The 24,193-nt window shown below is 37.5% G+C and carries 21 protein-coding genes; all 21 read left to right on the forward strand.

The genetic code is table 11. From position 1 onward, the window contains the following. The first annotated feature begins 1 nt into the window (after position 1). The 21 genes from HMPREF1321_RS01140 to HMPREF1321_RS11330 all read left to right on the forward strand — a co-directional run bounded on the left by HMPREF1321_RS01140 (position 2) and on the right by HMPREF1321_RS11330 (position 23,926). Positions 2–1,333 carry an MFS transporter gene (locus HMPREF1321_RS01140; RefSeq protein ID WP_009420956.1) on the forward strand — a complete coding sequence of 444 codons (1,332 nt, stop codon included), beginning with the start codon at positions 2–4 and terminating at the stop codon, positions 1,331–1,333. Positions 1,334–1,335: 2 nt separating this feature from the next. Beyond that, positions 1,336–1,563, forward strand: coding sequence for a hypothetical protein (locus tag HMPREF1321_RS01145; RefSeq protein ID WP_002672970.1), 228 nt, complete (start codon positions 1,336–1,338; stop codon positions 1,561–1,563). Positions 1,564–1,676: 113 nt separating this feature from the next. Further along, positions 1,677–2,003, forward strand: a complete 327-nt coding sequence (locus tag HMPREF1321_RS01150) for a YtxH domain-containing protein (protein ID WP_009420979.1) — start codon at positions 1,677–1,679, stop codon at positions 2,001–2,003. A 6-nt stretch (positions 2,004–2,009) separates the two neighbouring features. Continuing rightward, positions 2,010–2,378, forward strand: coding sequence for a phage holin family protein (locus HMPREF1321_RS01155; protein WP_009421020.1), 369 nt, complete (start codon positions 2,010–2,012; stop codon positions 2,376–2,378). Then, positions 2,365–2,607, forward strand: a complete 243-nt coding sequence (locus HMPREF1321_RS01160) for a DUF6327 family protein (RefSeq protein WP_002672980.1) — start codon at positions 2,365–2,367, stop codon at positions 2,605–2,607. Before HMPREF1321_RS01155 ends, HMPREF1321_RS01160 begins: the two co-directional genes overlap by 14 nt. Before the next feature lie 17 nt (positions 2,608–2,624). After that, positions 2,625–3,914 carry a rod shape-determining protein RodA gene (gene rodA / locus HMPREF1321_RS01165; protein WP_009421034.1) on the forward strand — a complete coding sequence of 430 codons (1,290 nt, stop codon included), beginning with the start codon at positions 2,625–2,627 and terminating at the stop codon, positions 3,912–3,914. 2 nt (positions 3,915–3,916) lie between these two features. Continuing rightward, the gene (locus HMPREF1321_RS01170; protein WP_034575404.1) at positions 3,917–5,677 is read left to right on the forward strand and encodes a MutS-related protein; all 1,761 of its coding nucleotides are present in this window, start codon (positions 3,917–3,919) and stop codon (positions 5,675–5,677) included. A 434-nt stretch (positions 5,678–6,111) separates the two neighbouring features. Next, positions 6,112–7,731, forward strand: a complete 1,620-nt coding sequence (locus tag HMPREF1321_RS01175; RefSeq protein WP_009421030.1) for a CTP synthase — start codon at positions 6,112–6,114, stop codon at positions 7,729–7,731. Positions 7,732–7,752: 21 nt separating this feature from the next. Further along, positions 7,753–9,618, forward strand: a complete 1,866-nt coding sequence (yidC, locus tag HMPREF1321_RS01180) for a membrane protein insertase YidC (protein ID WP_009421014.1) — start codon at positions 7,753–7,755, stop codon at positions 9,616–9,618. Positions 9,619–10,041: 423 nt separating this feature from the next. Further along, positions 10,042–10,488 (forward strand): T9SS type A sorting domain-containing protein, encoded by a 447-nt coding sequence (locus HMPREF1321_RS01185; RefSeq protein WP_009420978.1) that lies wholly within the window; start codon positions 10,042–10,044, stop codon positions 10,486–10,488. 29 nt (positions 10,489–10,517) lie between these two features. Then, positions 10,518–16,934 carry an RHS repeat-associated core domain-containing protein gene (locus HMPREF1321_RS01190; protein ID WP_009420999.1) on the forward strand — a complete coding sequence of 2,139 codons (6,417 nt, stop codon included), beginning with the start codon at positions 10,518–10,520 and terminating at the stop codon, positions 16,932–16,934. A 77-nt stretch (positions 16,935–17,011) separates the two neighbouring features. Further along, positions 17,012–17,581 (forward strand): hypothetical protein, encoded by a 570-nt coding sequence (locus HMPREF1321_RS01195; protein WP_009420936.1) that lies wholly within the window; start codon positions 17,012–17,014, stop codon positions 17,579–17,581. Between the two features lie 76 nt (positions 17,582–17,657). Next, on the forward strand, positions 17,658–19,016 hold the full coding sequence (locus tag HMPREF1321_RS01200) for an RHS repeat-associated core domain-containing protein (RefSeq protein ID WP_009420972.1): 1,359 nt from the start codon (positions 17,658–17,660) through the stop codon (positions 19,014–19,016). 23 nt (positions 19,017–19,039) lie between these two features. Further along, the gene (locus HMPREF1321_RS01205) at positions 19,040–19,570 is read left to right on the forward strand and encodes a DUF2247 family protein (protein WP_009421032.1); all 531 of its coding nucleotides are present in this window, start codon (positions 19,040–19,042) and stop codon (positions 19,568–19,570) included. Positions 19,571–19,614: 44 nt separating this feature from the next. Continuing rightward, positions 19,615–20,763, forward strand: a complete 1,149-nt coding sequence (locus HMPREF1321_RS11200) for an RHS repeat-associated core domain-containing protein (RefSeq protein ID WP_009420960.1) — start codon at positions 19,615–19,617, stop codon at positions 20,761–20,763. A gap of 9 nt (positions 20,764–20,772) precedes the next feature. Continuing rightward, positions 20,773–21,267 (forward strand): hypothetical protein, encoded by a 495-nt coding sequence (locus HMPREF1321_RS01215; RefSeq protein WP_009421000.1) that lies wholly within the window; start codon positions 20,773–20,775, stop codon positions 21,265–21,267. 235 nt (positions 21,268–21,502) lie between these two features. After that, positions 21,503–21,874, forward strand: coding sequence for a hypothetical protein (locus tag HMPREF1321_RS01220; RefSeq protein WP_009421035.1), 372 nt, complete (start codon positions 21,503–21,505; stop codon positions 21,872–21,874). A gap of 100 nt (positions 21,875–21,974) precedes the next feature. Beyond that, on the forward strand, positions 21,975–22,319 hold the full coding sequence (locus tag HMPREF1321_RS01225; protein WP_009420921.1) for a hypothetical protein: 345 nt from the start codon (positions 21,975–21,977) through the stop codon (positions 22,317–22,319). 152 nt (positions 22,320–22,471) lie between these two features. Further along, positions 22,472–23,026, forward strand: coding sequence for a hypothetical protein (locus HMPREF1321_RS01230; RefSeq protein WP_232205405.1), 555 nt, complete (start codon positions 22,472–22,474; stop codon positions 23,024–23,026). 16 nt (positions 23,027–23,042) lie between these two features. After that, positions 23,043–23,573: a DUF2247 family protein gene (locus HMPREF1321_RS01235; RefSeq protein ID WP_009420913.1), complete on the forward strand. Its 531-nt coding sequence runs from the start codon at positions 23,043–23,045 to the stop codon at positions 23,571–23,573. Next, positions 23,573–23,926 (forward strand): RHS repeat-associated core domain-containing protein, encoded by a 354-nt coding sequence (locus HMPREF1321_RS11330; RefSeq protein WP_255346873.1) that lies wholly within the window; start codon positions 23,573–23,575, stop codon positions 23,924–23,926. The genes HMPREF1321_RS01235 and HMPREF1321_RS11330 overlap by 1 nt, the downstream gene beginning before the upstream one ends. Positions 23,927–24,193: the final 267 nt, after the last annotated feature.

A 24,193-nucleotide genomic window follows, 5' to 3' on the forward strand; every position in this document is an offset into this window, starting at 1 on the left:
TATGAAACCATTAGAACGAGGACATAAAAAACTACTCAATGCGTGGGCTTTTTACGATTGGGCTAACTCTGTCTATTCTCTCACCATTGTCTCTACTATCTTCCCTATTTTCTACGGATTGTTATTTCGTATTGCAAAGCTCACCCATATTGAGCTCTTTGGAATGGTGATTAAAAGCACTTCTGTGATTGCTTTTGTAACCGCTTTAGCTTTTGCAGTAGTGGTAGTACTCTCCCCTATCCTCAGTGGTATCGCCGATTACTTAGGGAATAAAAAGAGCTTTATGCGCTTTTTCTGCTATTTAGGAGCTATCTCTTGTGTAGGGTTATATTGGTTTTCCTTAGAACATATTTACTTCGGACTCTTGTGTTATTTTTGTGGCGTAGTAGGCTTTTGGGGGAGTATCGTATTCTATAATTCTTATTTACCCGATATCGCCCTTCCTGAACAGTACGACGCTGTAAGTGCGAAAGGATACAGCTTAGGGTATACAGGTAGTGTATTACTGCTTATTTTTAACCTCATAATGGTAATGAAACCACAATGGGTAGGCTTTGCTACTGTTGATGCTGAAACTACTCTCACCACTATGCGCATCTCGTTTATTACAGTAGGAATATGGTGGATAGGTTTTAGTAGTATCCCCTTCTATTATCTTCCCTCTTATAAAAAAGGCAGAGGGGAGTTCAGCAAAAGCATTCTTTTCAACGGTTTTAAAGAACTGCGCAAAGTATGGCAATCTCTCTCAGCTTCTCCTCGTTTGAAGTGGTATCTTATTGCTTTCTTTGTGTACAGTATGGGTGTACAAACCGTTATGCTGATAGCCACTTATTTTGGAGAGCAAGAAATACAATGGGCAAACTCCGAAGAAAGCACTATGGGGCTCATTATAAGTGTACTCATTATTCAATTAGTAGCTATTTTAGGAGCACACCTTACGGTTTTAACAGTGCGCAAATGGGGTAATATTGCAGTGCTCATTGGGCTTAATGTTATATGGGTAGGCATCTGTTTGCTTTCATATTGCGTATATAAACCTACTGAGTTTTATACAATAGCTATTTTAGTAGGGCTTGTAATGGGGGGCATACAAACGCTATCACGTTCCACCTATTCTGCTTACTTACCCGAAACTAAAGATACTACTTCCTTTTTCAGTTTTTACGATGTAACTGAGAAATTGGGTATTGTAATAGGAATGGGTGTTTATGGTATGATAGACCAATTTACCAATAATATGCGCAATGCTACTATTTCATTAATAGTTTTCTTTGTTTTAGGAATGTTACTGCTTTTTAAAGTGCGAAAAGTAAGTCGTGTAGCTAATGAATAATTATGAAGATATTTTCTGAATTTAGGTTTTTCCTTGAGAAATACGGCTTTGCAGTATCATCTCGTTTAGCCGAGAAGTTAGGAATGCGTGCCAAAGACGTTCGTATTGTTTTTATTTACGGTACCTTTGCCACCTTAGGAGCTTGGTTTGGTGTATATTTGCTTTTAGCATCACTTTTGAAAATTAAGGATTTGTTCTTTGCTAAACGTACCTCTGTATTTGATTTGTAATTATTTTTTTCTTTAAATTTGCACCTTTCAAAAATACTTTGTATATTTGTGCGTTTATTAGAGTATAACTACTAATAAATTTAATCATAAGTAAAACTAAAATTTATTATATTATGGCAAAAACAGGAAACATATTATTAGGATTGGCAGCAGGAGCTGCTATTGGAGTGGGCTTAGGTATTCTCTTTGCCCCTGATAAGGGTAAAGTCACCCGCGAAAAGATTAAAGATAGCGTGAGTGACAAGGCAGAAAAGCTAAAAGAACAACTTGACCGTTTAACTGAGAATGTAAAAGAAAAATCAGCGGAACTAAAAGGTTCTTTAGAGGAAAAAGTAGACACCTTACTTTCCAAATCAAGCTATAAAGCCGAAGACGTGATTACTTTCTTAGAAAAGAAATTAGCCGCCTTAAAAGCAGCTAATGCTAAATTGCAGAAATAAGCACATATGTCTATCCACTCTATCAAAGAAACTTTTGAGGAAGTTCCTACAAAAGCAAGTACCGCTCTCAATTCGCAGATAGCTTACTATAAACTATTCCTTTTTAGGTTTATAGGTAAATCGTCTTACGGACTTATAACCTTTTTTATAGTATCCTTTGCGAGTTTGTTGGTATTGTTCTTTTTGTCTTTCGCCGGAGCGTATGCTATTGGTGAAGCACTTGGTAGCAATGCCTTAGGTTTTGCTATTGTAGGAGCTTTCTATGTGTTGATTGCGGTAATAATATTGGCTTTCCGCAAAAAACTTATTGAGAAGCCTCTATTAGAAAAACTCTCTGAAATCTATTTTAAAGCTGAACCCGATGACGAAGAATAAAATCTATAGCTCTTTTGAAGAAATTGATAACGACCTTAAAATACTGCGCTTAGAAAAGGAAATAGACCGACTATCTCTTACCAATCAAGTATCGGCAGTGGCAGAGAGTTTAACTCCTAAAAACTTACTTGCTCATACGTGGCTTTCTTTTTTGTTTAACGAAAGAAGATGGCTAAACTTAGCTATTGAATACGCTATGTTTTTCCTTTTCAGAAGAAAACGCAAATAACATACTTATAACTTACAATGAGACATAGCCTTGTAAAGAACCTCGATTGGACTTCAGTAATACTATACTTACTATTGGTAATGTGTGGTTGGGTAGCTATCTTTTCCACTACTTACAGCGATTTAAACGTTACTTCTATCTTCGACCTCAATCAGTTTTATGGAAAGCAGTTGCTTTTTATCGGGCTTAGTTTCTTGCTTATTATCTTTATCTTAGCCATAGATAGCAGGTTTTATATCAACTTTTCAGTAATATTCTACATCATTTCGATTATACTATTAGCTGGACTGTTTGTCTTTGGTAAAGAGACAAATGGAGCTAAAGCTTGGTATGCCTTTGGCTCAGTTACGGTACAACCCAGTGAGTTTGCTAAAGTAGCTACAGCTCTTGCCTTTTCGCGTTATGTGAGCGATATCCACACCGATATTCGCCGTACTCCTGACCTCTTACGGGCTATTGCAATTATTTGTATTCCTGCCGTACTCATCTTATTACAACCCGACGTAGGGAGCTTATTGGTGTTCTTTTCATTAGCTTTTGTACTTTTCCGCGAAGGTATGCCCTCTGCCCTACTCTTCTATCTATTTTTCTCAGGAGTAGTATTTGTTTCCTCACTAAAATTTGGAACAACTTTCACTCTGTTTGCTTGTGCAGCTTGTATTGGATTTTACGGCTTTTGGCATAAGAGAAAAACAAAACGCATTCCGTTTCAAAATATATTTATCTTATCGGTTATATGCTTGCTTACGGCGTTTGTTACGCACCCAGTATACGATAACGTACTCAAACAACACCACCGCAATCGTTTGAACTTATGGCTACGTCTTGAAACTGACCCTCAGAAGATAGCTGCAATGAAACGCGATTTTGCCTATAATACCAATATGGCTGAATCGGCGATAACCTCAGGAGGTACTTTTGGGAAAGGTTTCTTGGAAGGTACTCGTACCAAAGGGAGCTTTATCCCTGAACAACATACCGACTATATCTTCACAACCGTAGGTGAAGAATGGGGCTTTATGGGTACTGCCTTAGTGGTCATACTCTTCTCATTTTTACTATTGCGACTTATAGTACTTGCCGAGCGACAGAAATCTAAATTTAACAGGGTGTATGGGTATTGTGTGGTATCAATACTGTTTGTACATTTCTGTATCAATGTCGGTATGGTGATTAGCTTAATTCCTACCATCGGGATTCCGTTGCCTTTCTTCAGCTACGGAGGTTCTGGGCTTTGGGCGTTTACTATTCTGCTGTTTATCTTCTTACGATTAGATGCTAACAGACTGAACGATTGGATTCGATAATAATGACGAATGACAAATTACGAATGACAACAAATTCATATAAAGAAAAACTTTCAGAGGCAACACAGCAATACCTAAAACTTACTAAACAATACAACCAAATTAGCTTCCTCCGATTAGCTGAAATGCTACTTATCATTTGGTCAGTATACAAACTTATAAAAGCTCCATCAGTAGTAATGGGACTATTTTGTATGCTTACTATTGTGGTTTTTCTTCTTTTGATAGTAAAACACAAGAAAATAAGTGCGTTGCGCAGTATCGCTCAAACTAAAATACGCCTCAATGAGCAGGAAATTGCATTTTTAGAACAACATACTTTCTTCACCGATAACGGCAAAGATTTTCAAGAAGAAAACCACCCTTATGCTTACGATTTGGATATTTTAGGCGAACATTCACTTTATCATTATCTTAACCGTACGCATACTTTCTTAGGCAAAAAACTTTTAGCCAAGCGACTTCTCTCTCCTTCTTCTGAGGACATTATCAACACACAAGAACAGATAAAAGCACTTACTCCCGACCTAAGCTGGCGACAAACCTTTACTGCTTATGCTCAACAAATAGATGACAGCAAAGATTTTTACATCAAACTACGCACTTGGGCAAGCAGTACTGCAAAACTATTGAGCAAAACAATGCAATATACTCTCATTGTTCTACCTATATTCCTCATCATAAGTCTTTTGATAGGATATGGGAACGACAATGAACTACTAAAAAGCGTCGGAAAGCTCTTAATCACTGTAAACTTGCTACTGTTTTTCTCTTTTATTGGTAAAATGACGAAAGAAAAACTCGGTTTTGAGCGTACTTATACGATGTTATATGCTTTTAAGGAGTGTATTGCGCAAGTAGAAGCGCGTTTCCCTGAGAAAAACAAACAAGCAAGCGCTAAAATAGCTCAACTTTCCCGATTGTTAGACGATTTGGATAACGTGAGTAATATATTAGTCTCTATACCCCTAAACCTTTTCTCTTTTTATCACGTACATCGTTATCAGCAACTTTTGCAATGGAAGTCGCAATATGCAAACTGTATTGAAGAATGGTTAGAGTCGGTGGGGGAAACGGAAGTGTTGTGCAGTTTTGCTAATTTTAGTTATAACAACCCTGAATTTGTTTATCCTACCCTCAATAATGATTATGAAATAGCTTTTGAAGCCGTAGGACACCCGCTTATCCCTTCTGAACATCGGATTACCAATGATATTACGTTGGACAAGCACGCTTTTGTATTGCTTACAGGCTCTAATATGTCGGGTAAGAGTACTTTCTTGCGCACTTTGGGGGTTAATATGTTGCTTACTCTTGTTGGGTTACCTGTTTGTGCGCGCAAAGCCAATGTACACCCTTTGCGTTTGCTCGTCTCTATGCGTCTTGCTGATTCGCTTAACGACGGCAAATCGTATTTCTTTGCTGAAATCAATCGCATACAGCAGATAATGGAGACCTTAAAGGGCGAACGTTGCTTTGTGCTCTTGGACGAAGTACTACGGGGTACTAATTCAGAAGACAAACAGTACGGCACTATCAAGATTATCGAAAGATTGCTTTCCTTACAAGCTTTGGGCGTGCTGGCTACTCACGATATAGAAGTGTGTAAACTTACTGAACAATATCCTCATCAACTTCAAAATAAATGCTTTGAGTCTGACATCACCAATGGAGAACTCACTTTCGACTATAAGTTAAGAGAGGGCGTTTGCCAAAACAAAAATGCTACTTTCTTGATGAAGAAATTGGGAATCATTAGGTAATACCGAATTAATGCCAATAATACCAATAATGCCAATAATGCCAGAAATGCCAAATAAAGATTAGCAAATTAGCAGATTTGAAAATTAGCAAATAGGAAGTGTTATTAATGGTGAATAGTGAAATTGGGAGAGGATTATAGGAAGCTTATAGGATAAACGAACAAAGAGTGGCTCTACAGTGGCTCTACAGTGGGTCTACAGTGGCTCTACAGTGGCTATACAGTGGGTCTACAACGAACAAAAGACGAAGGAAGAACGAACAAAAGACGAACAAAAGACGAAGGAAGAGTGTAGCTAAGTTAGTACTAAGTAGAAGAATACTTGAACGTGTAAGGCAAGTTTCTTCTATTTTTTATGCTTTTAAACTAACATTTTAGGCTTTAAATATTGTTAGTTGGTAATTATTCACTACCTTTGCACCAAATTAAATAGAAATGGCAAATACCAAATATATATTTGTAACTGGGGGCGTAACTTCTTCTTTGGGGAAGGGTATCATTGCGGCTTCGCTTGCCAAGCTCTTGCAGGCTCGTGGCTATAGGGTGACGATACAAAAATTTGACCCTTACATCAATGTAGACCCTGGTACGCTCAACCCTTATGAACACGGCGAATGTTTCGTAACCGAAGACGGTGCTGAGACTGACCTCGACTTGGGACATTATGAACGTTTTCTAAACGTACACACTTCGCAAGCTAATAATGTAACCACAGGGCGCGTTTACCAAAGCGTTATCGAGAAAGAACGCCGTGGTGAGTTCTTGGGCAAAACGGTGCAAGTAATACCACACATTACCAACGAAATTAAGGAACGCATTCAGATACTTGGCAAAACAGGCGAATACGACATTGTGATTACCGAAATAGGTGGTACGGTGGGCGACATCGAATCGTTGCCTTATATAGAATCAGTAAGACAGCTTTTGTGGGACTTAGGAGAGCACAATGGCATCGTGATACATCTTACCTTAGTACCTTACCTTGCTGCGGCGGGTGAACTGAAAACCAAACCTACGCAACACAGCGTGAAAACCCTGATGGAAAGCGGTATTCAAGCCGATATATTGGTTTGCCGTACCGAACACGAACTTTCGGACGAGCTTCGATACAAGCTGGCGCTTTTCTGCAATGTGAAGCGAGAGGCAGTAATCCAGTCTATTGATGTGCCTACTATTTACGATGTACCTAATATGATGCTTTTAGAGGGGTTGGACAAAGTGACACTCAAGAAGCTGAACCTCCCTTGTAAAAACGAACCCGACCTCACCCAATGGAACACTTTTTTGCAACGCTACAAGAACCCCAAACACCGCATAAAAGTAGGGTTAGTAGGCAAATACGTAGAGTTACAAGATGCGTATAAGTCGATTTTAGAAGCCTTTATACACGCCGGAGCGGCGAACGAAGTGCGCGTGGATGTGGAGAGTATTCACTCAGAACACCTCAATGAAGAAAATATAGAAGCCAAATTAGGTCATCTAGATGCTGTACTTGTAGCCCCAGGTTTTGGCGGTCGCGGTATTGAAGGCAAGATAAAAGCTATTGAATACGTGCGTGAACACCGCATTCCGTTTTTGGGAATTTGTCTTGGGATGCAAATGGCAGTCATTGAATTTGCGCGACACATAGCTGGACTTAAAGGCGCTAATTCTACTGAGATGAACGAGCAAACGCCTTATCCGGTAATCAGCTTGATGGAGAGTCAGAAGGAAATTACTCAGAAAGGAGGCACTATGCGCCTGGGGGCTTGGGCTTGTGAACTTAGCAAAGGCAGTAAGATATACGAAGCCTATGGTAAAAAAGAGATTTCGGAACGACATCGCCACCGCTATGAGTTTAACAACGACTACAAAGAACAGCTCGAAAAGGCAGGCTTGCAGTGCACTGGTATCAACCCCGATACGGGTTTGGTGGAAGTGATAGAATTGCCAAATCACCCTTGGTTTGTGGGCGTACAGTATCACCCCGAATACAAGAGCACCGTTGCCAATCCGCATCCGCTATTTGTAGCTTTTGTGAAGGCAGCCTTAAACAATAAACTAAAAAAGAACTAAAACACGGATAAAAACACTTATATGGAAGAAAAAAAATTCGATTTAAAGAGTATTATAGGTTTTACCTTGATTTTTATACTTTTGATGTGGTTTATGAATAACAATAAACCAAGTGAAGAAGAATTAGCTAAACGCAAAGCTCAACAAGAACAACAAGCAAATCAAGCTACTAACACCCAAAAAGACACCCATACCGCTACCTTCCAAAGTATCCCTAATGATTCGGTAGCCTTAGAAAAGTACAAAGCCAGCTTAGGTGCTTTTGCCTATTCGGCTACTCTACCTTCGGCTAAAGACGGGGTAACTGTATTGGAAAACAAAGACATCAAGCTCACTATCAGCAACCGAGGCGGACAACCCAAGGAGGTTTTGCTCAAAGAATTTAAAACTTATGATTCTTTGCCTGTTTACTTAATTAAAGATTGGAATGCTACTTTTAACCTCAATTTTACTACCGCTCAGAACCAAAATCTAAGTTCTAAAGACTTGTACTTTGAACCTACGCTAAGCGAAAACAACGGCAACAAAGTGCTTTCGATGAAGCTCAAAACTTCAGAAAACGCTTATTTAGAATATGTGTACACCCTACCAAAAGAGGGTTATATGTTGGACGTGGCAGTGCGCTCACAAGGTTTATCGGGTGTTGTGAATACTTCTAAGCCTATGAACATCGACTGGAAGTTACAGGCACGCCGTATGGAGAAGAGCGTCACCTATGAAAACCGTTATACGCAAGCGACCGTGCAGTACGACGGCGACCGCATTAACCGCTTGAGTCAAGGAGGTAATGACGAGCAAAAAGAAGAGAAAGTAAACTGGGTGGCTTACAAACAGCACTTGTTTACATCGGTGCTCATTTCTGACAACCCGTTTGCCAAAGGCGATTTCGTTTCTCACAATATCGCTATGAGCGAAGGGAAAGATGTAAAATACACCAAGAACTTCCTTACTTCTTTGCCTATACAAGCGAAAAGCGGAGAGCTAAGCGAGTCGTTACACTTCTATTTTGGACCTAGCTATTACAACGTGCTCAAACAGTACAACGACAAGTATGAACTTACTGAGCTCATTCCGTTAGGCTGGGGTATTTTTGGTTGGCTCAACAAATGGTTGTTCATTCCGCTTTACAACTTCCTCACTGATTATTTCTCGGTAGGATTGGTGATTATCTTGATGACCATTATCGTGCGTTTATTATTGTCACCTATCGTTTACAAATCGTACGTATCGCAGGCTAAGATGAAGGTATTGCGCCCTGAGATTGAGGAAATCAACAAGAAATATGAAGAGCCTATGAAACGCCAACAAGAAACTATGGCACTCTACAGCAAAGCAGGCGTGAACCCACTCAGCGGTTGTATTCCTGCTCTGTTACAGTTGCCTGTGTTCTTGGCACTCTTTAATTTCTTCCCTACCGAATTTGGATTGAGACAAAAGAGTTTTTTATGGGCTCACGACCTATCGTCATACGATGCTATTTTTGAACTTCCTTTCTCTATACCGTTCTACGGAAGTCACGTGAGTTTGTTTCCATTGTTGGCTTCTGTGGCTATTTTCATCTACTCAATGATGACAATGGCACAGACTGCACAACCTCAGCAACCCGGAATGCCTAATATGAAGTTCCTCATCTACTTATCACCAGTGATGATGTTGTTCTTCTTTAACAACTACGCCAGTGGACTGAGTTTGTACTACTTTATATCTAACCTATTGACCATAGGCATTATGTTGGCTATCAAGTATTGGATTATAGACGAGCAGAAGATTCACGCACAGATACAAGAAAACAAGAAAAAACCTAAGAAGGAAAGTAAATTCCAAGCCAAAATGCGTGAGATGATGGAGCAAGCCGAAGCCCAACGCAAGGCACAACAGAAGAGATAACCCAAGGATTAAAAAATAATTATAAGGTACTCCGAGCCCTTAACATAAGGGAGATGGGGTACCTTTTTAGTTATAGATTAGGAAATTAGAGAATTAGAAAATTAGGAAATGAGGAAATGGGGGAATGAGGAAATGGGGGAATGTGGAAATGAGGAAATGGGAAAATGAGAAAATGGGAAAATAAGAAAATTAGGAAATGTGGAAATTAGAAAATGTGGAAAAGGGAGGGTGGGTTTGCTTGGGGAGCTAGGAGAGGCTTGGGGAGATGCTAAGAATCTTTGGGAGGTGAGATAGCTAAAAAAGGATTAATATATTAGGGAAACGTTACTATTAGAATGCAAAGTGAAAAAAAACGTAAAAAGACTTGCATTATTCAAAAATAGTTCTGACCTTTGCGGTCATATAACCAAAACCTGTTGGACAATGCTAAAGTATTTTATCTTCTTTTTAGGTACCCTTAGTATCTATGCTCAAAAAGAGTACTGTTTTCAGTACGACAGCGCGGGTAACCAGCGCAGTGCGCTTTTGTGCCTCAACGGCAAAGACGACGCTACCGATGAGGAGCTCTTTGACGAACTGCCTGAGGTTTTGAAATCTTCAGAGGCTGATAATTCTTCTAAAATTACTCTGCAAGGAGCCCCTAACCCTGTAACTGATAACTTGGCGGTGTATTGGCATCACAGTGAAAATGGAGTGCTGACGCAACTTGTTGTGTTTTCAGTAGACGGCAAGATGATGTATAGGACAGATCAAATTCCTGCGAATGAGCCTTTTCACATTAATGTATCGACTTGGTCGGTGGGGTATTACTTTTTGGTAGCTACGTTTTCTGACGGCAGTAGGAAGGTGTTTAAGGTAGTGAAACAATGATTAATGTTAAGTTATAAACGATTAAGCATATGAAGAGGTTGTTATTATTACTATCTGTTTGTTATACTCTTGGCAGTGTAGCTCAAGAGAGTTATCCTTTGCAGGCTATTGAACGCACTTCATTTTACGCAGAGCCTGTTGACCCTCCTACTGAAACGGCACTTCCTTCGGGGAATATAGCAGCACGAGATGGCGGGGGTAATACTGTGGGCTTGACTACGGGTGAACTGAGTGTATCAGGCACAGGAGCTGCAGTGTATACCGTGCCTATTGCGATGCCTCAAGGGATTAAGGGCGTTGCTCCTACCTTGGCACTGACCTACAACAGCCAGAGTGGTAACGGCATTGCAGGTTACGGTTGGCACTTAGCGGGGCTTTCGGTGATAAGCAGAGTAGGAAGCACGATGTATCACAATGGTAAAATTACCGAAGTAAACCTTACGGAAACAGACCAGTTTGCGTTGGACGGACAGCGGTTGATGCTGAAAGAAGGTAAACACGGCGAGAGTGGAGCGGTGTACGAGACTGAAACTTTCTCACAAGTACGTATTAAGGCAGTGGGCAAGAGCAAGAACGCAGCTTTTGGTCCTGATTACTTTGAGGTACTTTACCCTGATGGCTCTAAGGCGTATTATGGAAGAAATCACAAGGGAAATAGATCGCAAAGTGTATTGGAATATGCACTTTCTCATTGGGAGAATGCACAAGGAGTAAGCATTGAGTATTATTACACCATAGAAAATAACCATATGGTTATAAGTCGCATTGAATATGGAGGAAAGGACAATGCGCTTCATACGGTTAGTTTTAAATATATAGCTCGCAATCGTACAGAAAGTGCGTATGTAGGAGGTGTAGCGTGTATAAACGATAAGATATTATCAGCTATTACTGTAACTGACAATAATGCCTCTTATAGAGATTATGAACTGAAATACAACGTTAATAGTTTAGGCTATAACCGATTGAATTCTGTGCAAGAGAAAATAGGAGGAGAAAGTCACACACCAATAGAATTTAAATATTGGGATTCTGCAAAAGGATTTAAAAATAGAAATTTTAAATCTAAAGTATCCTTAGAAGGTGTTGATAATCGAAATTCGGCTGTGGTACCCTTAGATCTTGATGGAGATAATCATACAGATTTTGTAATGTACCCAACTATAGGAGAGGATGCTTATAAAAAAGTATATCTTTTTGATGTTTTTAGAGAAAGTCCTTATCAACTTGTAGGAGGACTTTCTTTAGGATATACTTTCAAAGATGTTTTTGCTTCTAAATTTGTTTCAAGTACAGGGAAGTTATTTAATGGACAGGGATTCGTAACTACTCACCAAGAAGGAGACAAAGTTATTTTCAATACTTATGCAAAAACTTATGTTTCTACTTTGTATCGCTATGACACAAAAGAGTGGAAACTCCCTACTTATAGAGAACAAGGAAGAGAATTCTGTGATCTTTTAATACAAAAATGGATAGAAAATCGAGGAAATATTGACGATGTTTACCCTGAAGAAAAAAGTGTTTCATATAATGATTTAAAATTTTTATCAGGAGACTTTAATGGAGATGGACTTACTGATATTATTGCTATAGAATATCCTATAAGGATAGAAGTTTGTAAATTAGACCCTTCTTCTTTTGATAGAGATAGAATGTCTATACCGATTTGTGGGAAATGTAATTATTCCACCGATTATCGAAGAGATGTATATTGGATTGATTTGGATGGACGAAAAAGGACAGACTATTCAAAACAAATAGGTTATATGCAACAAAATATTTCTTCAGATGATTTGTTTTGGACAATGGATACAAATGGAGATGGTAAAACCGATATTATTCATATTACCAATGGTTCTCTTTTTGTATATGAGATGGATAACAATCAGAATTTAAATTTATTATACAAGTACAATAGCAACTATATCAAATTAGGTATTTTTCACCCTATAGCAGGAGACTTCAATGGAGACGGAAGAATAGATTTTTTATTACCAACAGCTGATAAAAGTAATACCTTTGCTGTACTAACTAATACAGGAAAAGGATTTGATTACAAATTAAGAAGTTTTAATTTTACATTTTATGCCAGCACAGTTAAAGAGGAAGAGCAGGTAGAAGATGGAGTAGATCATTATACAGGAGATCTTATTTTTCAATATATTTATTACTACAGGAATTATTCTTTAATCCCTATAGATATTAATAATGATGGCAAAACAGATATCATACAGTACGAATCTACAAAAACTAATTTTCCACAAGCTAAATCTGACCATATCCGTAATATTTTAGTATTCAACAATCAAACAGAAGGTGGAGAATATTTCTTTACAGCAGGATCCTATAAAGAGCTTATAAATGGACTTCCTCCTCACATTATTTTCTCAGCTCCAGATGAGCGCAATAGAGTAATGGATATTTCTTTCTTTTCAGGAGACTTGATAGAAACTGCTCATTTACAAGAAAACAATAGAGAGGATGTTTTGCTTAGAGAAGTTCATAGAGAAGATTTACAAGAGAAAATTTCTTACAAACCTATGGTTTCTGATATTGATATCGAAAATGATCCTATCTATAGAACAGAAATTTATAGTGAAACATATCCATACGTAGCTATTGTGAATATGCAATCAGTGCGATTAGTTTCTAAGTTAGAACGTGAAGGAATCACGATTCCTAAAACTATGCGCTATTTTGGTTATTATAAAGCTATTACAAATACGGAAGGCTTAGGGTTCTTAGGGTTTACAAAAATAGGAAGTACAAACTGGAATGAACCTTATAAATATAATAATCAGACCTATACACAAAAAGTAATGAATCCTCACCTGAGAGGAGCCTTAATGGAGGATTTTTCATTAAATTATATTGTTTCTACATCATCGTATACACCTACAGATTATTTCCAAAAAACCTCCTACCAATATACTGATGCCCTCAGTCCTAACAAGGTCTTCAAGCTACAACTTACCCAGCAGACTACCGAAGATAGACTTTCGGGACTGACGACTACCAATAATTTTAGTTATGATGCGGACGGTAACCTCACGGAACAACGCACCCAAACGGACGGCTATAGCCAAAGTACGCGCGTGAGCTATTTACCAAAGAGCGAGAGTCCGTATTTTTCAGGCTTACCTCAACAGAAAGAGACGACCACCACCTTGGCAGGCGATAGTTTTAGCACCGCTGAAACTTTTGCTTATGAGAAAGGCTTGCTCACTACCCATAAAACCAAAGGTAATGGTACGGGTTGGCGCACTACTTCTTATGGTTATGACGAGTACGGCAACGTAACTGAACAAACCGCCACTGCTGAAGACGGACAACAACGCACCGAACGCTATACCTATGACCCAAGCCACCGTTTTGTAACGACTCATACCGACCACGAAGGACAGGTAACCAAGTTTAGCTATAACAATAGAGGCCTGCTGGAAAGCGAAACGACTCCACTGGGACAAAGTACTCTTTATGCCTATGACCTTTGGGGCAGACCTATTCAAACCACGAATTTCTTAGGCAAGAAAACCACGATGCGCTATAGCTTTGACGGAGGTATTTTTAAGAACATTACCGAAAACGAAGAAGGTGTTTACAGTGCAGAGAGTTATAACACTTTGGGTTGGTTGTTAGAAAAAGAGAGTAACGATGCTTTTAACAACCACTATGCGGTTAGCTACGAGTACGACGGTATAGGGCAACAAGTAGCTGTAAGCACACCTCACCCCACAGGAGGTGCTTCTCAAAAGGCGAAGAGGACAGAATACGATGTGTATGGGCGACCTACCACTATCACTAATCCCGAAGGTAAAATAACCCGCTTTATCTACGACAAACTCAAAACTACCGCTGATGACGGACAGCAACAGGTGATAAGCACTCGCGATGCCCAAGGTAACATTGTAGAACACCAAGATAATGGGGGTACCGTGCGCTATACCTACTTTGCCAATGGTAGCTTAAAAACAGCCGACTATGGAGGTGCCATACAAAAAATCACCCAAGATGGCTGGGGACGCAAAACGAGCCTTACCGACCCCTCAGCAGGGCGCTACACCTATCAATACGACACGTGGGGCAACCTTACCGAAGAAACGACCCCTAAGGGTAAAACGACCTTTAGTTATGCACAAGGTACCGACCGCCTGAGTGAAAAACATATCACGGGTGACTATACCGATATGCGCATACGCTACACCTATAACGCCGACAAACTGCTCACCCAAATAGACAACCAAAATAAAGACGGCAATAACGACAGTTACCGCTATGAGTATAACGGACTCAAACAATTGGTTCAAACTACCGAGACCAACCCTCAAGCGGTATTTACTAAAAACTATACTTATGATGCCTTTGGACGTGTGCAACAAGAAACCACCACCGCCCAAACGGCAGGCAAACGTGTGAGCAGTGCCGTGCAATACCGCTACGAGAATGGGGAACTCATAGAAATGAAAACAGCCAGCGGAGCGACCCTTTGGAAACTGAGCGCAAGCAACGAATACGGACAACCGTTGAGCCTTCACAAAGGGAAGACTCAAGAGCATTTGCAGTACAACAGTCATTTCCCTAAAGCACAAACTGTACAACGGGAAGATACTCCGCTGAACGTATTGCAATACGATTTTAATACGCAAAGAGGACTGCTGAATCATCGCACTTATAGTTTTTATAACCAAAAAGAAGAATTTGCGTATGATACCACAGACCGCCTCACCCGCTGGGGCAATGCCACCCACCAATACGACGAACGGGGTCGCATTACCGAAAACAGTGCCATAGGTACCTATGAATACACACGCAATAGCTACCAACAACAAAAGCTCACTACCAATGAAGCAGGCGAGACATATTTAGAAAAATACCCTTTGCCCGTTATAAGATACAACGCTTTCAAAGCTCCTGAGCAGATATATGTAAAGGATAAAGAGCGAATAAGCTATGAATATAACGCCTTTGGCGAGCGTTCACATTGCTATTATGGTAATGCTGAAGTGGAAAAAGCTAAACGCCCACTGCTAAAACACTACAGCCACGACGGTAGTGTAGAAATTGTATGTAACAAAACGGATAACAGCACCAAGTTTGTGTTTTACTTAGGAGGTAATGCTTATAGTGCCCCTGCGATACTCATTTCGGACGGTGAGACACAAAAGCTCTATTACTTACATAGAGATTACTTAGGCTCTATAGTAATGCTCACCGATGAGGACGGCAATATCGCTGAAAGAAGACACTTTGACCCTTGGGGACAACCCATAAAAGTGGAAGACGGCGCAGGCAATACCTTAGACAAACTCACCCTATTAGACCGAGGCTTTACAGGACACGAACACCTGCAAACGGTAGGGCTTATACATATGAACGGACGGTTGTACGACCCTGCGCTACACCGCTTCTTACAACCCGACAACTTTGTACAAGACCCTTTTAACACCCAAAACTTTAATAGGTATGGCTATTGTTTGAACAACCCGCTGGTGTATGTAGATGAGAATGGGGAGTTTTGGCATTTAATAATAGGAGCTATTGTAGGAGGAGTGATAAATTGGATCTCAAATGGTGCACGTCTTGATGCTAAAGGACTTGGCTATTTTGCAGTAGGAGCTGTGGCAGGGGCTGTGGGGGCTGGTATAGGTTCTGGAGTGAGTGCTTCATTGGCTGGAGGTACGTTTGCAGGAGGGTTTATGAGTACCTCAGTGGCGGTTTCTTCGAGTTTTATAAATGGTGCTGCTATAGGGGCAGCTTCTGGCTTAGGTGCTGGATTTGTAGGAGGTTTTGGTAATGGATTGGTAGGAGGCAAAAATATCGGGCAAGCCTTTGGTAGTGGTATAACTAATGGATTGATAGGAATGGGAATGGGAGGCGTTATAGGAGGTCTCTCAGGAGGTATAGATGCCGTTATTGACGGAAGACGTTTTTGGGATGGTGCTACTGTACAAAAAAACATATTAGCTCAACAAAATATTCCTAAAGTTGGACAAGTAGGTGATAATAATTGTTTACCAGCCAGTGCAGAAGCCGTGGACAAGTCTTTCGGAGGAAATATGACTCAAGAACAAATAAGAGATTTAGTTAATTTTGGAAGTAACCCTAATACAGTTCCTTTAGAGGATGTGGGACTTTGGGATGCTTATACAAATGCTTCTGGACATTCTTATTTATATGAATATAATAAAGCAAATTCTTTATCAAGAGTTCTATCTATAATGCAAGGAGGCGGTAGAGTTGCTATTAATATGAATATAGGAGAAAATGTAGGGCATAGTGTGATTATGCAAAGTATTGTTCAAAAAACAATTACTAAACTTAACGGGAGTGTTATACAAAAAACATTCTATTATGTTATGAACCCAGCTAATGGTGGTAGTATTCATAAAATAGATGCTACTCAAATTACAAATTCCTATAATATTTTTTATATATCAAGATAATGATAATGAGGACGCTATTTATTATTATAGTATTGAATTCTTCTTGGTGCTTTTTGTACTCTCAAGATACTATCAATATGATTGATAGGTTACATATCAAAAATGAGTTTAAAGAGTTAGAGGATAGAATAGAGTATCTTGTGAGAAAAGCTAAGATAGTAAATGAAACAGAAGAAATTAAACAGTTTCACATATTTCTTTCTAATAATACTTTATTTGGCATACCTAATTACAAAGCAGATAAAGAGGATTATTTAAATGGTTCTTTTTTGCAATTTTTGAAACCAAATTATTATGATATTAAACCTCAAGGACTTTTTAAGAAAAATAAAAAATATTTACAAACCTATGCTTATATTACTGATAGTAAAGGTGAATTGATTGCAACAGGAGATGCAAGATTTGTTTCAAACTCAAGAGCATATAAATCATTTCTTCCAAAAAATGAGTTAGCTAAATTTCTTTTTGATAAGAAGTTTGATTTTATGTTTTCTATGGGAATATTAAGTCATTATATTTGTATTAAGGACAATAATTTATATGTAGTTGCTACTACAGAGGAAGGAGTTAAAATGTACATATGGGAAGAATTTGTAAATTGTTGTTTTGATAAGATAGTACCTTATTGGTTTATAGAAAAAAAGTAAAATTAAGTACAACGCCTTTGGCGAACGTTCGCACTGCTATTACGGCAATGCTGAAGTAGAGAACGCCAAACGCCCAATGCTTAAACACTACAGCCACGACGGTAGTACAGAAATCGTATGTAACAAAACCGATAACAGCACCAAGTTTGTGTTTTACTTAGGCGATAACGCCTATAGTGCTCCCGCTATACTTATTTCGGACGGTGAGACACAAAAGCTCTATTACTTACATAGAGATTATTTAGGCTCTATAGTAATGCTCACCGATGAGAATGGTAATATAGCCGAGCGCAGACACTTTGACCCTTGGGGACAACCCTTAAAAGTAGAAGATGGAGCGGGAAAAGTGTTACAAGGTTTAACTTTATTAGATAGAGGCTTTACGGGACACGAGCACCTGCAAACCGTAGGCTTGATACATATGAATGCTCGTTTGTACGACCCAGCACTACACCGTTTCTTACAACCCGACAACTATGTACAAGACCCGTTTAATACTCAAAATTTTAATAGATATGGCTATTGTTTGAATAACCCACTGGTGTATGTGGATGAGAATGGGGAGTTTATTATAACGGCTCTTATAGTAGGGGCTATAATAGGTGCTTATGTAGGAGGTTCTCAAGCCAATGGTACCTATAATCCTTTTAAATGGGACTTTAACAATGTTGATACTTGGGGAGGAATAGTAGGAGGAGGTATAATAGGATGCCTTTCTGGAGGTGTAGCAGCTTATGCAGGAGGGTTAGTTGCAGCAGGATTAGCCACCTATGGAATTACGGGAGGAGTTATAGGAGGAGCAGTAGTAGGAGCCACAAGCGGATTAGTAGGAGGCTTTATGAGTGGAGGCTTTATGTCTCAACTACCTGGAGGAAATGGCAAGTTTTGGGAAAGTGCAGGTTGGGGGGCTTTATCCGGTTTTATAGGTGGAGCCGTATTAGGAGGAGCTACAGGAGCTCTTACCACCCCTAAAGGACATAATATTTGGACAGGGCGAGAAATACAACAACCTGTTCAAACCTTAGAAGGAGCTCCTATTAAAATTAACCTTGAAGCTAATGATTTAGATGGTTTAAGTTTACAAGATGCCAAACTTCAAATAAAGCAAGCTATTTCTGATAATGGAGGACCAATAAAATATAGAGCCGAATACATAAAAAAAGTTACAGGGCTTGATGTGAATCATAATTGGAATAGAGAAACTATTGAAATAGTTGCAGATCACGGAAAAATATTTAATTCTGTAGGAGGAGATGGTAGTAAACAAATATTAATACAAATGTTAGGAAAAAAATATGGTGTAGATGGTGTTTATGAAATAATAATTAGAGATGGTGTTGTTACTCATCAACGTTTTATACCTGGAGGTGTTATTAATGGAATGTATAATCAAAGTGGAAAGGGAGTTAGTGCTCCCCCAACTTGGTGGAAATAAAAATAATTAATAAAGAATTTATTATGATTTTATTTGACAAAGGTTTTATGCTAAACGACTGGAGAACTGTATATGTAGGATTAAAAAAACATTGGCTTACTCCCAAAGAAGTATTATCTTATTGTGAATATGGCTATATACTATGTAGTGAGGAAATGTTTAGTGGAATGTATATGTCGTCTGAACTCTCAGATGAAAATCTTTTAAACTTAACAAGAAAGATATATCCTGACCCGATTTGGGAAAAAATTGATGATGATCTTTATGAAAGACAAATAGAAGTAAGTAAGAATTACTATTTATTTTGGGCTGTGGAAAAATTATTAGAAATAGTAGCTTTAGGTAAAGATAAAACATCTAAATTATATGAAGTAGATATGATACATTCAGAGTTTGACTGGCCTATCGAATGGCATAATTTCATATATTATATGCCACCTAAAAAGGGAGAAAAGATGGGAATAGATGTTTTGTATGATGACTTAATAGAATATATAGATAGTTCTACAAAGCAATTAATAGAAAGTAAGACTATAGAGCTGAAAAAGGTATAATAGCTGAAAGACGACACTTTGACCCTTGGGAACAACCCATAAAAGTGGAAGACGGCGCAGGTAACACCTTAGACAAACTCACTCTGTTAGACCGAGGCTTTACAGCACACGAGCACCTGCAAACCGTAGGCTTGGTACATATAAACGGACGGTTGTACGCCCCATCCTTACACCGTTTCTTACAACCCGATAACTACGTACAAGACCCGTTTAATACTCAGAATTTTAATAGATATGGGTACTGCTTGAATAACCCGCTGGTGTATGTGGATGAGAATGGGGAGTTTATTATAACAGCTCTTATAGTAGGGGCTATAATAGGTGCTTATATAGGAGGTTCTCAAGCCAATGGTACCTATAACCCTTTTAAATGGGACTTTAACAATGTTGATACTTGGATAGGAATGGTAGGAGGAGCTGTAGTAGGAGGCGTCTCGGGGGGCGTAGCGGCTTATGCAGGAGGGTTAGCTGCGGCAGGATTAGCAGCCTATGGAATTACGGGAGGAGTTATAGGAGGTGCTGTAGTAGGAGCCACAAGTGGACTTGTGGGAGGTTTTATAAGCGGAGGCTTTATGTCTCAACTACCCGGAGGAAATGGTAAGTTTTGGAGTAGTGCAGGTTGGGGAGCTTTATCTGGTTTTGTAGGAGGAGCTGTAATAGGAGGAGCTACAGGAGCTCTTACCACCCCTAAAGGACATAATATTTGGACAGGACGAGAAATACAACAACCTATTCAAACCTTAGAAGGAGCTCCTATAAATATTCATTTAGATGCTGAGAATAATATAACAGGAAATTTAGAATTAAATGCTCCAACAACAAATTCGGTTGCTTTAGATGTTCAACAGCCTAAACTAATTCCTATTGAAACACCTGATGGAGGAATAAAATTAATTTCACAATTTTCAGAGAGTTCTATAGATAAAGGGGTGAGACTGACAATGTCACAAAAAGAGCTTCATATTTTTGCAAATAAACTTCACCCCAAACCTTGGTTGAATGATTTATCTACTAAAATGGGAGGTAATCAAAATGTTATAGAATCTATCCTTAGGAATGTTAGCGGAAAAATACAACCTAATACTTCGGGAGTTTTTCAAGTTTCTACAACTATAGATGGAATTCAAATTTATGTTCGTGGATACATTAATCAAGGAGTTCCTATTATTAATACAGTGTATATACCTAAATAATAAATAATTATGCTTGAATTAAATAAAATAGAAGAATCCTTAGATATACCTAAGGCTATTGAATATATTGCTGATAATCAAAATAAAAATATTATTAACTATTTACGAGTTCTATTTGTTATTACCTATTTTTTGAAAGAAGAACCTTATAATGAAAAAGAATATCTTTTATATACTGATTATTTAAAGAAGATATTTTTAGAATCTTCGAAAAAATATTCAGATAATGCAGAATTCTTATTTTATACAGGGTTCATTATCTCTATGGGAGAATGGTATTTCAATTTGACTTTTGAACAGTCCGTAGAAATGATGACAAAAGCATCAGAAATAGAACCTAAAAATGAGTTATACCAATGGGTTTACTTTTTCTATCTTGATAAAAAAAACAAGAAAAAGGAATATGCTAAACATCTCTTAGGGAAAAAAACAATACAAAAGGAGTTATATTCAAAAGGGTTACTAGGAAGATATATATATGGTATTATTGAATATACTTCATAGAAAAGATTATAGTTTTATCCTGAACAGATTATTTTATTTTGTAAGGAAAAAGATTTGTTACTCATTGATAAAGAGCTGAAAGTAGTACCTTTAGATTTTGAAATCATAAATAAGTGTTTTGAAAACAGGAAAAGGATATGGCAACGATAGAACAAATAAAAGACTATAAATATGTAATATAGTAGAAGTAACATTAGAAGGAATACTTTTAGAATTACATTTAAACATCAAACACTTGGACAATGAAAAATCTATTAGTATCTTGGCTTCTGATGTGGGAGAAACATTGCTTTTTTCAATAGGGAATTATTGGAAAGATAAGAACAATATTAAATATGAAGCATATACTATACAAAGAATAGGTAGTAATTCCTCTTTATCAAAATTAATAGGAGATAAAATTACAAATATTGAGCTTGGCATAGGAGAAACTCTTTATACAGAAGAGCAAGTAATCTATTACATTATGTTGCAAACAAATGATAGTAAATGTTTATTCTTTAATAATGGTGATGAATGTGCCTATTCATTAGATAAAATAAATGAAATTTTAGCCAATGATATCTATGGTTACAAATGGGAAGAGATTCCTTCTTATTTAATTTAAAGAGAATTTGCTATGGTTTTATTTGAACTGAAAAGAATGTGGTAGCTGAGAGATGTACGCTTTCACCACAAGGAGATATTATTCACGTAAAATCAAAATTATGATGACAGACAGGAAGCAGTTACTTTTAGACTTAATTCTTTTAAAAGGCAAGACTCAAGATATAAAAAAAGAACTTTCTAAATATTCTTGGGATAGTGTGTCTCCTATTGTCAAAATAGATACACAGTCTATGATTTTTGTTTTAACAAAATACATCAAAGGGGATATATCAACTGATGAATTAGAAGAGTGGGCTAATCTGGTAGAATGTAGAGATGATATAGAAATTCCTTCGCTGATACAAGAATTTATTTTTGAGTTAGCTAATCCTGAAATAAATGGAGATATAACTAAGAAAAAAGTAAATGATTATGTAAAAGTTTTAGAATGTGAGAATATTTAAAAAATTATGAACATAGCAACTATTTTTGAAAGATACGAAAAGTACGATTATATCTTTTACGTATATAATACACATCAAGTGAGGATACCAAATAATGAAAGAAAAACTTAAATATCATTAAAAACAGTACTAAATTAAATTGAGATATGAATATGTTTTTAGAAAATGAATTTACTAAAATAGAAAAAGAGTTTGGATTTCATAAAGAGATTGATTGGCTATCTAAAATTGTATATATAGACAAAAAACTAGAACAATATAAGAAAAATGTAAAGATAAATATTAGAGCCATTTATATATTGCACAATATTTTGGTAGAAGAAGAATATCCGTTTGAAGAACAAAATAAGATGTCTTATTTTTTGCAAAAATGGTTTTTAGAATCCAATAATAGGTTTCAGAATGATGCTGAATATTTATTTTTTATAGGAAAAATATTATATATCTCAGAATGGTTTTTTGGATTAAAAGATAATACATTAGCTTTTGAATTTCAAGAAAGAGCTTTTGAGATAGAACCTAAAAATATCTTATATGAATGGGGATATGCTCTTGCAAAAAATGAAAAAGAGAGAGTTTATATACTTTCCAAAGCAATATTATTTAAAAATAAGAATATTTTAGATTGGCTAAAACAATATGGATTTGCAGGGAATTATATGATAGAATCTTTGATGTATTGTTACGAGAATTATAATTCTTATTAAAATATTGATATATCAGATGAAAATATTTGACAAAGGTTTTATGCTAAACGACTGGAGAGCTGTATATGTAGGATTAAAAAAACATTGGCTTACTCCTAACGAAGTACTATCTTATTGTGAATATGGGTATATACTATGTAGTAAGGAAATGTTTACTGAGATGTATATGTTATCTGAGCTCTCAGATGAAAATCTTTTAAACTTAACAAGAAAGGTATACCCTGACTTGATTTGGGAAAAAATTGATGATGATCTTTATGAAAGACGTCAAATAGGAGGTGAAAATTACTATCTTTTCTGGGCAGTGGAAAAATTATCTGAAGTAGTAGCTTTAGATAAAGATAAAAGATATAAGTTAGACGAAGTAGGATTTTTATATGGAAATTTCAATTATCCTGACGATTGGTATTATCTTATATATTATAATCCTCCTAAAAAAAGTAGAAAAATTGGGGTAGAACCTATATATGAAGATATATTGAAATATATAGATGACTCTACAAAGCAATTAATAGAGAGTAAAACTATAGAGCTGAAAAAGGTATAATAGCTGAAAGACTCTTTGACCCTTGGGGACAACCCATAAAAATAGCAGACGGCGCAGGTAACACCTTAAACAAACTCACCCTATTAGATAGAGGTTTTACAGGACACGAACACCTACAAACGGTAGGACTTATCCATATGAACGGACGGTTGTACGACCCTGTTTTACATCGTTTCTTACAACCTGATAACTTTGTACAAGACCCTTTTAACACCCAAAACTTTAATAGGTATGGCTATTACTTGAACAACCCACTACTCTATACTGACCCTACGGGAGAATGGTTTGTAATAGATGATGTTATTGTGATGTTAGTAGGAGGGGCTGTAAATCTAACTATAGGAAGCTTATAAGATAAACGAACAAGGAGTGGCTCTACAGTGGCTCTACAACGAAGAAAAGACGAAGGAACAACGAAGAAAAGACGAACTATGAACGAACAAATGACAAATTTAAATTAAGGATATAATGGAGGTAAGAAAGAGAGTATTGGGAGTTTTCAGCTTTGCCAAAGTCTGAAACTTTGGCAAAGTGTGTACTGTGAAAAGGGAGTGTAGCGATGCAAAAACAAAGGTAAGACAGTATGAGCCACACAGGTAGGTGCGAGCCACACGGGCAGT

It is taken from the genome of Capnocytophaga sp. oral taxon 412 str. F0487, assembly GCF_000271925.1.
Classification (GTDB): Bacteria; Bacteroidota; Bacteroidia; order Flavobacteriales; family Flavobacteriaceae; genus Capnocytophaga; species Capnocytophaga ochracea.